The sequence below is a fragment of the Arthrobacter sp. B055-34 genome (genome assembly GCF_059090425.1).
Map to the genome: position 1 here is coordinate 137361 of NZ_JBNHFQ010000002.1, position 13222 is coordinate 150582.

10 protein-coding genes are annotated in these 13222 nt (G+C 64.7%); 3 read left to right on the top strand and 7 right to left on the bottom strand.

Annotation, left to right across the window (positions count from 1 at the left end; all coding sequences use genetic code 11):
• The first annotated feature begins 90 nt into the window (after positions 1 to 90).
• Both putP and AC5RWO_RS03740 read left to right on the top strand, forming a co-directional pair.
• A complete protein-coding gene (putP, locus tag AC5RWO_RS03735; RefSeq protein ID WP_498729504.1) occupies positions 91 to 1599 on the top strand; it encodes a sodium/proline symporter PutP in 1509 nt (502 codons plus the stop codon).
• A 184-nt stretch (positions 1600 to 1783) separates the two neighbouring features.
• Positions 1784 to 3067, top strand: a complete 1284-nt coding sequence (locus AC5RWO_RS03740) for an MFS transporter (protein WP_498729506.1) — start codon at positions 1784 to 1786, stop codon at positions 3065 to 3067.
• Positions 3068 to 3185: 118 nt separating this feature from the next.
• Here AC5RWO_RS03740 and AC5RWO_RS03745 read toward each other — a convergent pair whose 3' ends face one another.
• Genes AC5RWO_RS03745 through AC5RWO_RS03755 form a run of 3 tightly spaced genes read right to left on the bottom strand, consistent with a single transcriptional unit; the run spans position 3186 to position 6731 of the window.
• Positions 3186 to 4532 carry an MFS transporter gene (locus tag AC5RWO_RS03745; protein WP_498729507.1) on the bottom strand — a complete coding sequence of 449 codons (1347 nt, stop codon included), beginning with the start codon at positions 4530 to 4532 and terminating at the stop codon, positions 3186 to 3188.
• A gap of 57 nt (positions 4533 to 4589) precedes the next feature.
• Positions 4590 to 5603: a PDR/VanB family oxidoreductase gene (locus tag AC5RWO_RS03750; RefSeq protein WP_498729509.1), complete on the bottom strand. Its 1014-nt coding sequence runs from the start codon at positions 5601 to 5603 to the stop codon at positions 4590 to 4592.
• Positions 5604 to 5636: 33 nt separating this feature from the next.
• Positions 5637 to 6731, bottom strand: coding sequence for an aromatic ring-hydroxylating oxygenase subunit alpha (locus tag AC5RWO_RS03755; RefSeq protein WP_498729510.1), 1095 nt, complete (start codon positions 6729 to 6731; stop codon positions 5637 to 5639).
• A gap of 196 nt (positions 6732 to 6927) precedes the next feature.
• On the opposite strand from AC5RWO_RS03755, the gene AC5RWO_RS03760 reads away from it, so the two are divergent.
• Complete coding sequence (locus tag AC5RWO_RS03760) at positions 6928 to 7539, top strand: PadR family transcriptional regulator (RefSeq protein ID WP_498729511.1); 612 nt, start codon at positions 6928 to 6930, stop codon at positions 7537 to 7539.
• 51 nt (positions 7540 to 7590) lie between these two features.
• Here AC5RWO_RS03760 and AC5RWO_RS03765 read toward each other — a convergent pair whose 3' ends face one another.
• From AC5RWO_RS03765 to AC5RWO_RS03780, 4 genes are all read right to left on the bottom strand, one after another.
• Positions 7591 to 9147, bottom strand: a complete 1557-nt coding sequence (locus AC5RWO_RS03765) for an acyl-CoA synthetase (protein WP_498729512.1) — start codon at positions 9145 to 9147, stop codon at positions 7591 to 7593.
• A gap of 226 nt (positions 9148 to 9373) precedes the next feature.
• Positions 9374 to 10354 (bottom strand): ABC transporter substrate-binding protein, encoded by a 981-nt coding sequence (locus tag AC5RWO_RS03770; protein WP_498729514.1) that lies wholly within the window; start codon positions 10352 to 10354, stop codon positions 9374 to 9376.
• Between the two features lie 152 nt (positions 10355 to 10506).
• Positions 10507 to 12147 carry a thiamine pyrophosphate-binding protein gene (locus AC5RWO_RS03775; RefSeq protein ID WP_498729515.1) on the bottom strand — a complete coding sequence of 547 codons (1641 nt, stop codon included), beginning with the start codon at positions 12145 to 12147 and terminating at the stop codon, positions 10507 to 10509.
• 27 nt (positions 12148 to 12174) lie between these two features.
• Entirely contained in the window at positions 12175 to 13158 is a 984-nt protein-coding gene (locus AC5RWO_RS03780; protein ID WP_498729517.1) for an ABC transporter substrate-binding protein, read from the bottom strand.
• Positions 13159 to 13222: the final 64 nt, after the last annotated feature.

Sequence of the window (13222 nt, forward strand, 5' to 3'; positions counted from 1 at the left end):
CCGGGTCATCGTTATTGGCGTCACATGCAGGTCGCTGGAATACTGGACAGGCTCACTCACCCCCACCCGGTCACCCCGGAAGGACACCTCGTGAACGACCAGATATATCAGATCATCGCCATGGCGCTGTACATGGCAGGAATGCTAGGCATCGGGTGGTGGGCTTTCCGGCGCACCGACGACCTGGACGACTACATGCTCGCGGGCCGCGGCCTGCATCCCGGGGTAGCGGCACTGAGCGCCGGCGCCTCCGACATGTCCGGCTGGCTCCTGATGGGCCTGCCCGGCGCCCTCTACGTGGGCGGCCTGTTCGAAGCGTGGATCGCCATCGGCCTGACCATCGGAGCCTGGCTGAACTGGAAGTTCGTCGCCCCGCGGCTGCGCGCCTACACCGAGGTCTCCAACAACTCCATCACGGTGCCGAGCTTCTTCGATAACCGGCTCAAGGACAAGACCCACATCCTCCGGGTCGCTTCCGGCGTCATCATCCTGGCCTTCTTCACTTTTTACGTCTCCTCCGGCATGGTGGCCGGCGGCGTGTTCTTCGAGGCGTCCTTCGGCTCCAGCTACCTGACCGGCATGCTGGTTGTCGGAGGCGTCACCGTGTTGTACACGCTCTTCGGCGGCTTTATGGGCGCAACGTTCACCGACGTTGCTCAGGGCATCCTGATGTTCCTCGCCCTGCTGATCGTCCCGATCGTGGGTGTTTTCGCCACCGGCGGCATCGGCGCAACGTTCGACTCGATCCGCGAGGTGGACCCGTCCTTCCTGAGCCTGTTCGCCGGTGGCACACTCGTGGCCGGCATCTCGGCTGCCGCGTGGGGGCTGGGCTACTTCGGCCAGCCGCACATCATTGTCCGCTTCATGGCGATGCGCTCTGCCGCCGACGCCAAGGCCGGCCGCCGCATCGGTATCAGCTGGATGATCCTGACCGTTCTCGGCGCCACCGCAACGGCCCTCGTCGGTATCGCCTACTTCCAGCAGAATCCGGACGCTACGCTCGCGGATCCGGAATCGGTGTTCCTGGATCTGGCCCAGATCCTCTTCCACCCGTTCATCGCCGGCATGGTGCTCGCTGCCGTGCTCGCCGCGATCATGAGTACCCTCTCGTCGCAGCTGATTGTCTGCTCGTCGGCACTGGTCGAGGATCTGTACAAGATTGTCAGCAAGAAGCAAGCCTCGGCCAAGGCGCAGGTGATGCTGGGCCGGATGGGCGTACTGGTCGTCGCCCTCATCGCCATGGCCCTGGCCTGGAGCCAGAACGACACAATCCTTGGGCTGGTGGCCTTCGCCTGGGCGGGCTTCGGCGCTTCCTTCGGCCCGACCGTAATCCTCTCGCTCTACTGGCGTAAGCTGACCATGCCCGGTGCCCTTGCCGGCATGGTTGCCGGTGCGATCACCGTCTTCTGGTGGGGCAATTCGGCGCTGACCGAGACCATGTACGAGATCGTTCCGGGCTTCATCCTCAACGTGATCGTCGCGGTGGTGGTCAGCCTGATCACCTACAAGCCCAATGCCGAGATCGAAGCGGAATTCGACGAAGCCGTGGGCCGGGCCAATGCGCCGGCACCGGCGCCTGTGGCTGCCGCCGAGCGGTAACCGGTGGCGGCCGGCCGCTCCCGCAGAAGCAGCTTCCGGCCCTGAACCACAGCAAACGTCCGACGGCGGCACTCATCAAAGTGCCGCCGTCGGACGTTGTTTCCCACCAGCCCCAAGAGTGATTTGATTTTCCCAATCACTTGGGCGGATACTGGTACTCCGCTCAACCATCCGAGGAACACCCATGTCCGTGCCGCGCGCCCTGCGCCCCTTTGCACACCACAACTACCGGGTGCTGATCGCCGCCCTGGCGATCTCCATTTTCGGCACCGGCATGTGGGCAGTCGCCATGGTGTACCAGGTCATCCACCTGGGCGGCGGTCCGGCCGAACTGTCCATCGTGGCCACCTGCTCGAGCGTCGGCCTGCTGGCTTTTGTGCTGCTGGGCGGCATCGCAGCCGACCGGCTGCCGCGGCGCCGGCTCATCCTGGCCGTGGAGGCAGTCAATCTGGCCGCCATCGGCGCGGTCAGCTTTTTGGCGCTCACGGGCCGCCTGCAGCTGTGGCATCTGGCGGCGGCCGCCTTCCTGCTGGGCGTGGGTGCGGCGTTCTTCTTCCCGGCATACTCGGCGATCCTGCCCCGGATCCTGCCCGCGGATGACCTGCTGGCAGCCAACGGCATGGAAGGAACCATCCGGCCGCTGCTGCAGCAGGCCGCCGGCCCTGCCGCCGCGGGCATGGTGGTCGCCGCGTTCTCACCTGCCGCCGCTATCGGCTGGATCAGCTTCGGCCATCTCGCGGCCCTGGTGATCCTCTGCTTCCTCGGCGCCGAACCCGTCCCGGAAGGCGGCCCCGCCGCACCTGCCAAGGGTTCCGTCCTAGCGGACCTGAAGGAAGGCGTCGCCTACACGGTCAAGACACCCTGGCTGCTCTGGACGCTGCTGTGGGCCGTGGTCGCAACGCTCATTTTCATCGGGCCGATCGAGGTGCTGCTGCCCTTCGCCGTGGCTGCGCAGCTCGAGGGCGATGCCCGCACCTTCGGCTTCCTGCTGGGCATCTTCGGAGCAGGCGGGGCAGTCGGCGCCATGGTGACGGCCTCGCTGCCTCTCCCCCGCCGCTACCTGAGCGTGATGATCATGATGTGGGGTGCCGGCATCATGCCGCTGGCTATCCTCGGGTTCACCGACAGCTTCTGGGTCATGGCCGGCGCGTTGTTCATCATGGGTGCCACCGGCAGCGCGGGCATGGTGATCTGGGGAACCCTGCTCCAGCGCCGCGTCCCGTCCCACCTGCTCGGCCGCATCTCCAGCCTGGACTTCTTCGTCTCGCTGGCGCTGATGCCGGTGTCCATGGCGCTGGCCGGCCCGCTGGGCGAGATCATTCCGATCTGGCTGATTTTCCTGCTGGTCGGGCTGGCGTCGCCGGTGCTGTCCGTGATCGCGATTGTCTGCGGCCGGATGCTGCGGAACGAGATTGAGCACCCGCTGGAACGGACGCTGGCACCGGCAGACGAACCCGCGGAAGCGTAGCCGGCCCACCCACTACCCATAACGACGACGGCGGCCCCTCACCTGGGTGCTGGCGAAGCCTGGACTTCGCCCGCCAAAGGTGGGGACCGCCGTCGTTATTGTCTGTTTGGCTGTTTGCCTACCTGGCGGAGGCGTCCGCCAGTTCGGGGCGGGCGGCGCTGCTCTCGCGGACCGGCCCGAGCAGGCGGACCGCGACGGCGGCAACCAGGACCACCGCGCCGACGCCCAGGTACAGCTGGACCGGGCTCCAGTCGGCGTCCAGCAGGGAGCCGGTGATCATCGGGGCAACGATGGCGCCGATGCGCCCGATGCCGATCGCCCAGCCCACGCCGGTGCTGCGGGTTCCGGTGGCGTACAGTGCCGGCGTGACGGTGTAGAGGCCGGCGATGCAGCCGTTGATGAGCATGCCGACGCCCACCCCGGCGATGAATGCGAGCACCAGGATGCCCGCGGAGCTGATGAAGAGCACCATGGACACTGCCGAGAGCACCGCGAAACAGATAAACACGCCGCGGCTGCTCCATTTGGTGGCCAACACCCCGTACAGGATGGAGCCGAAGGTGCCGCCGAGCGTCAGCATCAGGCCGCCCACCACGCCCTGCTCGGCGGTCATGCCGGCTTCGACCAGCAGGCGCGGCGTCCAGCTGTTGACGAAGTAGAAACCGAACATCGTGGCGAAGAACGCCAGCCAGATCAGCAGCGTGGTGCGCCGGTTCGCCGGGGCCAGCAGGTCGCTGACTTTGTTGCGCCCCTTGGCCTGTCCCGCGGCGCCGTGGGCCTCGCCGAGGTCCGTGACTGCAGGTTGCCCGATGCGGCGGGCAATCCGGTTCAGCCGCTCCACCACATTGCGCGGGCGCCGGGTCAGCAGGAAGTCCACGGACTCGGGCAGGAGAACGGCCAGCAGCACCAGCGCGGCAGCGGTGGCAATGCCGCCGAAGACGAAGACCGAACGCCAGCCGTAGCTGCCCTGCAGCGACACGGCCGCCATGCCGCCCAGCGTGGCGCCGACGCCGTAGCCGGCGGTGTAGATGCCGATGCCCAGGCCGCGCCAACGGTCCGAGGAGTACTCGCTCGCAATGACGTTGGTGCAGGCGAGGATGCCGCCGACGCCCAGCCCGGTGATCACCCGCCACAGCCCCAGTTCGACGGCGGAGTTGGCCAGCGCGGACAAGAACATTCCGCCTGCCGCCAGGGCCAGTGAAACCAGGATCATCGGACGGCGTCCGACGACGTCGGCAAAGGGTGCCAGCACCAGGGAGCCGATGGCCATGCCCACCAGCCCGGCGCTCAGCAGCAGGCCGAGTTCGGTGCCGCTGAGGCCGAAATCGTTGGTCACACTGGTGGCGGTGAAGGCCATGGCCATGACGTCGAAGCCGTCGAGTGCGTTCAGCAGGACGCACAGTCCGATGATCAGCCACTGGTAGGGAGACATGGCTGACTTATTGATCCGCTCGCGCAGTTCCATTCACTACTGTCTTTCTCGAAGTTTGCTCGAATTTGAAGGGCGTCCCGCTGGCTTGGGTCAGGAGACTTCGATGGTCACGACGGCCGGTCCCCGGTGCGGGTCGGCGTCGGCCTTGGCTCCGGTCTTGGAGGTGACGGCGCGGGAGACGCAGCAGCACATTTTTGCCGCGGCGTGCTGCTGGCGTTCGGAGTAGAACACGTCGCGGTGGTCCACGGCGCCGTCGAGTTCCAGGATCCTCACCTCGCATAGGCCGCATTCGCCCTTGCGGCAGTCGAACATCATGTCCACGCCGGCGTCCTCCAGGGTCTCCAGCATGGAGCGGCCCTGGCCGACCGTTGCCTCGACGCCGAGCCGCGGAATCCGAACGATGAACTCTTCCGGGTCGTACCAGCCGGAGTTGCCGAAGGTCTCGTAGCGCAGGTTCGGCAGGTTCAGCTCCCGTTCGGTCCAGGCGCGGCGGACCACGTCCATCAGCCGGATGGGACCGCACATGTACAGTTCGGTTTCCAGATCCGCCGACGCGACCAGTTCGTCCACCTTCAGCGAGGTGCCTTCGTCATCGACGTGGACCACCAGATTCTCCCCGTGCAGCTCCTGCAGCTCGGGCAGGTATGCCATTGCCGCGCGGTTCCGGCCCGCGTAGACAAAGGTGTAGTTAGCCTTCAGGTTTTTCAGCACGCGGCCCATGTTGACCATGGCCGTGATGCCGATGCCGCCGGCCAGCAGGATGTAGCGGCCGGCGCCCACGCGGAGCGGGAAGTTCTGCAGCGGCTGGGTGATCTCCAGAGTGTCCCCCGGCTTCAGCGTGTGCATGAAGAGCGAACCCCCGCGGGACTGCGGGGCCTTCATCACGCTGATGACCAGGCGCTTGCCGTCCTCGCTGGACTCGACCACCGAGTAGGAGCGCTTGTCCTGCTCGCCGTCGATCATGACCTTCAGGTCCACGTGCGAGCCCGGCTCCGCCTTCTTCGGCAGGGAGGGTTCCAGGACAATGCGCTGGATGTCGGTGGCGATGGCCCGGGCCTCGACAACAGTTGCCTGCTGCCAGACCTCGACGTTTGTTGCTGCCATTAGTTCATAACCTGTCTCACGTGTGGCCGGCCCCTACGCGGTGGGGACCAGGCGTCCTTCGGCTTCGAGCATGCGTTCGATCAGGCGGCGCACCCACATGCCGCCGGCGTCGATATTGAGGTTGTAGAACTCGTAGTCCGGGTTCGCGTCGATCGCCGCCTGCTGGGCCTTGAGCATCTCCTCGTCTTCGCCGAACACCCCGTGCACGCCGTTGCGCAGCTGGGTAGTGATCAGCTGGCTCTCCAGCCGGTAGTTGCGCATGAACGCCCAGAAGTAGTGGCAGGACCGGTCGGTCTCCGGGGTGATGGTGTTCATGACAAAGCCGTTGACGCCCTGGCTGCGGTCCCCTTCCGGCGCGCCGGTGCCGGCCTTGGCCACCCCGACGTCGATGTTGATGGTGGACGGGGCCTGGAAGGTGATGATCTGCCAGCGGTCCACTTTGCCCTCGAAGCCGGGGAACTTGTCCCGCATGTTCTTCAGCCAGAACGGCGGCGCATCGATGTTGTGCATCCAGCGGGAGACCGTGACGGTGCTGCCGTCGTGGGTGACCACGAAGTCGGATTCGCTGAGCTCTTCCTGGCCGATCGAGGAGGAGTGCACAAACTCCTCGTGCGTCAGGTCCATCAGGTTGTCCAGCACCAGCTGGTAGTTGCAGTCGGCATGGATGGTTTCGCCGTCACCGGCCCACTCCTCGGAGGACATCTGGTGCATATCCGGCACCAGGTCCGGATCCGCCTTGGTCGGATCGCCCAGCCACACCCAGACATAGCGGTAGCGCTCCACCACGGGGAAGGACGGCACTGTGGCGCTGGGGTTGATGGTTTCCTGCGCCGGCATGGACACGCACCGGCCGGCCGAGTTGTAGACGATGCCGTGGTACGGGCACTGGATCCCGTCCTTACCCATGGTCTTGCCCATCGACAGCGGCGCCAGCCGGTGCCAGCACGCATCCGCCAGCGCAACAGCCTTGCCGTCCTCGGTGCGGTACAGCGCCAGCGGACGGTTCGCGACGCGGCGCGACATCGGCTTACGCGTCACTTCGTGGTCCCAGCCCGCGACGTACCAGGCGTTCAAAGGATGGCCCAGGACCTTGTTGGTCGTGGAACTGGTGGACTGCACTGCGGTCACGGTGATTCCTTCCGGTCACCGGGCATCCCATCTGCTATGACAGAAGGAACCCGGAATTGAATAAGTACAAGATGAATAAGAGTTGGGTCGGCACTATCCGGCTGATCCACTATCTATCTCCATAGTTAGTGCCGTGGGACACAGCATATCTATGGATATAGTGGTTTGCAACACACCGACGAGAAAAGGTTGACGCGTGAGTCTTCGCTACGCCCTGCTGGCGCTGCTGACAGTTGAGCCGATGACCGGCTACGACCTCTACAAGGAGTTCGAATCATCGGTAGGCCACGTATGGCATGCACCGGATTCGCAGATCTACCCGGAGCTGCGGCGGATGGAGAAGGACGGACTGCTCGAAGGCGAGGAGGTCAGCTGGGGCCAGCGCGGCAAGAAGCGGCAGTACCACATCACGGAAGCCGGAGTGGAGGCCTTCCGGACCTGGATGAACGGAACTTTGGACTATGCGCGCGTGCGGGACCCCGCGCACCTGAAGGCCGCGTACCTGGAGTGGGCGGAGCCGGACGCGGCCCGGGAGCAGATGCTGGCGCATATCCGGCACCATACGGAGTTGCTGCAGCAGTGGCACGACAAGGTGCGCGAAATCGAAGAAGGCGCCAGCCCTATGCTCAACCGGCGCTTGGCCAAGGTCCCGCCGGAGCAGCGCCATAAGACAGCCGCGTTCAAGAAGTTCACCTACGAGGGCCTGATAGCGCGGGCCGAGCAGGAGATCGCCTGGGCCAACCGCGGCCTGGCCCTGATCGACGAGCTGTATGCGGAGCCGGAGACCGCGGACGCAGGGAAAAGCTGACCCTGCCCGGCCGGCAGGATCAGCTCCCCTTGCGTCACTCCCCTGACGGAATCAGCTGGAGTACTGTTTGCGCAGGTCGGCCTTGCGGATCTTGCCGCTGGCCGTCCGCGGCAGGTCCTCCACGACCACCACGCTCTTGGGAATCTTGTAGCGGGCCAGCCGGTCCCGCAGATGGTTCTGGACGTCTTCTTCCGACAGGTTGAAACCTTCCCGGACCGTCACGATGGCCCGCGGCACTTCCCCCCACTTCGGATCCGGAACACCGATCACCGCAACGCTGCTGACGGCCTCCATCTCCACAATGATCTGCTCGACTTCGGCGGGGTAGATGTTTTCGCCGCCGGAAATGATCATGTCCTTGAGCCGGTCCGAAATGAACAGGTAGCCCTCTTCGTCCACATAGCCCATGTCCCCGGACTTGAACCAGACGCCATCGGCATAGCTCTCCGCCGTCGCATCCGGCCGGTTCCAGTACTCCTTGATGACGTTCGGCCCGGAAATCTGGATTTCGCCGACCTCGCGGGCGGGCAGGACTGTACCGGCAGGATCCGCAATGCGGATGTCGCTGAAGAAGTGGGGCAGTCCGGCCGACCCGGCCTTCTCGCGCGATTTGTTGGGAGCGAGGCTCGTGGCGCCCGGCGCGGTCTCCGTCATGCCGTAGCCGCCGGAGAAGGACAAGCCGCGCGATTCATACGCTTCCAGCACCCGCATCGGCACCGCGGAGCCGCCACAGGTCAATTTCTGCAGGGAGCTGATGTCCGTCTTGCCCCAGTCCGGATGCTCACAGAGCAACTGGTAGGTGGTGGGCACCCCGCTGATGCTCGTCGCCTTGTATTGTTCGATCAGCTGTAGGGTCCGGCCGGGCTCGAACTTGGGCTCCAGGACCACCGTGGCCCCCTTCAGCAAGGCGGGCAGCACGCCCATGCCCAGCGAGGCCACATGGAACATCGGGGCGATCATCAGGGCAACATCGGTGCTGGCCATGTCATAGTCCACCAGGACGTTGAAGCTGTTCCAGGTCATGTTCCCGTGCGTCAGCAGGGCGCCCTTGGGCCGGCCGGTGGTTCCCGAGGTGTAGAGAATCATCGCCGGATCATCCAACGAGACTTCCGTATCGCGGTGTTCGTCCGAGCCCGAAGCGATGACATCTTCAAAAAGTTCGACGGCGGCGCCGGATTCGATCTCGTCGTCCGGCGACATGCCGGCTGGCCCGTCCTCGACCACCAGCCGGTGCGTCACGGCCGTTTCCCTGCCACCGCGGACGGCAAGACCCTCGAGCGTGCGCGCATGGACCAGGATTTTGCTGCCGGAATCCTGCAGCGCGAACTGGATCTCCGGCGGCGCCAGGCGGGTGTTGAGCGGGACGAAAATTGCACCCAGGGTTCCGCAGGCGAAGAACGTCTCCAGGAAGGCTGCATGGTTTTCGCCCAGGTAAGCCACCCGGTCACCCTTCGCAACACCGCGGTCGACAAAGGCACTGGCAAGGCGGTCCACGCGAAGCGCAAAGTCGTCATATGCCAGCTGACCCGCACTGCTGATGATGGCGGTTTTGCCCGCGGACTTAACGCGGCGCTTGTGAATCCATGAACCCAACCCTTGGTTGTGCATCCTTACACGTACCCTTCGTGATGTTCCGGCACCCGGAAGACTTCCCTCAGCAAACTAGACCCCGTGAGCACAGTCACAGGAGGATACCCCCACGGTAGAACCGATTCGTTGAAAAAGTCAATAGTTGTGAAAACACTAACGACTGCTTCCATGAGGCGCGGCAATGGGCACCGAAGCTGTCTGCTTCGATGCCCATTGGCTGGACTCCCGGCGGACCGATGTGCGGTTACTGGGGAAGCAGCGCTTCCATGTCCGGAATCTCCTCGATCAGACCGCCCTTGAGGGAGATGTCGCCGATCTCCTGGATGGATTCCGCGTTCACTTCCTGCGCGAACTTCGGCAGGGTGAGCTCCTCGATGATGGCGGGATCAATCTGCGTGTACTCGGGGAGGATTGCACGCACCTTGTCCGGGTTCTCTTCGGCGAAGGCCTGGGACTTCTTCATCGCGCCGATGAAGGCCTCAGTGACTTCCGGCTTCTGCTCGGCAATCTCGTCGGAGGTGAAGTAGACAGCCACCGTCAGGTCCTGCACCGGATGCGCGTAGTTGGAGAAAACCGGAACGGCCCCGTCCTGCCGGGCAAGTGTCAGGAACGGTTCTACTGCGGCGATGGCGTCGACGTTGCCCTGTTCAAGGGCGGCGCGCATATCCGGGAACGGCATCTCCACATAGTCCACATTGGAAGGATCGCCGCCAGCCTCTTCGACCGCGGCGCTGATAGTGGAGTCCGAAATATTGTTCAGCGTATTGACTGCGATCTTCTTGCCCTCAAGGTCAGCAATCTCCTCGATGCCGCTGTCCGGCTTGACCATCACGGCAGCAAAGTCTTCTTTTTCGTTACCGTTAGTGGACGAGCCGCTCGCGACCATCTGCATGGGCAGCCCCTTGGACCGGGCGATGATCAGCGAGGTGACATTGCTGAAGCCGAAATCCATCTGGCCGCTGGTGATGGCCGGGACAATCGCCGCCCCGCCCTGTGCCTGGGTCAGCTCAAGGTCCAGTCCGGCTTCCTCGAAGAACCCTTCCTTTTCGCCGAGGTAGATCGGGGCGACGTCCACAATGGGGATGACGCCAACGTTTACCGGAGTCAGCTCTCCGCCGGCACCGGGCGATCCACCGCCACCCTCCTCTCCGGAGGGGCTGCCGCCGCCACAGGCGGTCACGGCCAGCACGGCCGTCAGGGCAAAGGCTGCACGAAGTTTCTTCACTTGCTTCTCCAAATCCGGGTTCCCAACAAAGCAAGGCACAGCCGAAGACTTTCATGTGTGCCCCGCATCACAATATCTATGGCCATAGTGCCGGTCAATGGTACGTGGTGGATCTTGTCCGCATCGTGACGCACCGCCTCGGGCAAACGCCCCTACTCGTCGTCGAATGTATGGGCCAGCACCCACGACGGGAAGGAGCTGATCTTCGCGTCAATCACCAGCGGCGTGGTCCGCTCCCCCTCCAGCCAGTCCCGCACACCCTGCAAGTCTTGGACGGAACGCACCGTAACCGCGGTGCAGCCGAAACCGCGCGCGACGGCGGCGATGTCCGTTTCGGGGAACTCTACCGTCTCCATCGAGGCGCCCTCGTGGACAAAGTGGTGGACTTCGGCGCCGTACGCGTTGTCGTTGTAGACCACCGCGACCATCGGCAGCTTCAGCCGTACCGCGGTGTCGAGTTCGGTCAAGCTCATCATGAAACCGCCGTCGCCGATTCCTGCCACCGCCATCCGGCCGGGAGTCGCCAGTGCGGCACCGATGGCGGAAGGCAGCGCCAGGCCGATCGACTGGAACGCCAGCGGCACGCAGTAACCGCGCTCGTCCGGAATCTGGAAAAACATCGCTGGGTAGCCATTGAAGTTTCCGCCGTCCGGAACCACCACTCGTTCCATCGGCAGCAGGTCATCCAGCGCGATGGTCAGCGTCCGGGGGTCGATAGTCTCCGTCGTAGCTATCTCATCGAACGGGACATCGCGCCAGCGCCGGCCGCCCTTGATCTGCACCGCCACGTCCTCCGTCCGGTAGCCCGTATTACTCACCGCCCGCCGCTCGAGTTCGGCGTTCACCGCTGCGGCGACCAGAGCCGAATCTCCGACCACGCCCAGCTGGACCGGCCGGTGGAAGCCGATGGCCTCGGCGGTATCGTCAACCTGCACCACCGTGGCGGACTCGAGCAGGGAACCGCTGCGGGAAGTCCAGCGGTTCAGGCTGGCGCCGAAGGCAATAACGACGTCGGCGCCTTGGACGAGTTCGGCCGTCACCGGGCTGGCGAAGCCACCCATCACATCCAAGTGCCACGGGTCCTGGTTGAACAAGCCTCGGCCCACCGCAGAGGTAGTCAGCAGCGCGCCGGCCTTGGCTGCGAGCGCACGGATTTCCGCCTTCGCACCGAAGGCCCCGCGGCCTCCCACGAGGACCGGCCGTTCGGCCTTTTCCAGCAGGTCCGCCAGCCGGGACACGGCTTCCGGCGAGGGGCCGGCGGCGAGCCGGGGCGCAATGTCCGGCACAAGATCCGGAGACCAGTCGATCTGCTCTTCCTGAACATCCAGCGGCAGGTTCAGCAGCACCGTCCGCCGCTCATCCCGGGCAAGCCGGTAGGCCCGGACCGCGTCCGCCACCGCCGTCCGGGCAGAATGAATCCGCTCGGCCTTGGCCCCCAGCGCGCTAACGGCACCCTCCTGATTGATCCAGAAGTTGGAGGCCTTATCCGTGGGCGGTGTCTCGCCGGAAAGCACCAGCAGAGGCGTCCGGCTCTTGGCCGCTTCCCCGATCCCGGTCATGGCGTTGGTGAGCCCGCAGCCCTGGTGCACGCTGAGCACCGAGACCTGACCGCTGGCGCGGGAGTAGGCGTCGGCCATACAGGCTGCGCCATTCTCGTGCCGCGCCGCCGTAAACTTCACGCCGCCGTCGATCAGGGCGTTGGTTACGTGGAAGTTCCCGCTTCCGGTGACCCCGAATGCGTGTCCGATGCCCAACTGGGCCAAGGTGCGTCCAACAGCTTCTGCGACTCTCATATTAATCCTTTTCTATCGTTCGTTGGGCTACGGCAGCAGCGCGTCCAGGTCCGGCGCCTTGTCGATGGTCCCGTACTTCACAGCCGCTTCGCCCAGGGTCTGGGCTGCGTCCCGGTGGAACTCCGGGGTAAAGCGCGGCAGGGCGATCTCGTCCAGCAGTTCCTTGTCGATTTGCGTGTAGGTGCCGATGATCTCGCGGACTTCTTCCGGGTTCTCCTGTGCGTACTCCATGGACTTCTTCATGGCGGCGGTGAACTTCTCCACCATCTCGGGATCCTGCTCGATCTTCTGCTCAGTGGTGAAGTATCCGCCGATGTCCAGGTTCGGATGGCTCTCAGCGTACGGCCAGGACACCACGCGGGCACCGCTCTGGATCGCCGGCGTTAGGAAAGGCTCCAAAATCAGCGCCGCATCAACCTGCCCGTTCTCCACTGCAGCGAGCGCGTCCGGGAAGGCCACTTCGACAAAGGTCAGCTTGGTCCCGTCCCCGCCGGCTTTGTCCACCGCGGTCCGGACCGCGGTGTCGCCGATGTTGGCGAGGTTGTTGGACGACACCGTCTTGCCCTCGAGGTCGGTGACCGTCTGAATGTCCGAATCCTCTGCAACAATGACGCCGGCAAAGTCGTCTTCGTCTCCGCCCGCCGTCGTTGTTCCGTTGGCGACGTATTTCAGGTCCAGCCCCTGGTCACGGGCGACCATCAGCGAGACGGTGTTGCCGAAGGCGAAGTCGAAACTGCCGCTGACCACGCCGGGAACGGCGACCGCGCCGCCCGTGGTGTTTTCGATGGTCAAGTCCAGGCCTTCCTCTTCGAAGAAGCCCTTCGCCTTGCCCAAGTGGATCGGTGCGACGTCGCCGATCGGGATCGCGCCGACGGTTACCTCGGTCAGGCCCGCGGCAGCACCGCTGCTGGCAGGCCCGCTGTCGGCCCCCGACGTCGTGCCCGAACCGCACGCGGTCAAAAGGACCAGCGAGGTCCCAGCGAAAATTGCGGCACCCAGTCGTTTCATCATGCACTCCCTTGTGTTGAAGCTGAAGGTCCACAGACGGCTTCAGTCTAGGAAGCGATGGTTCATG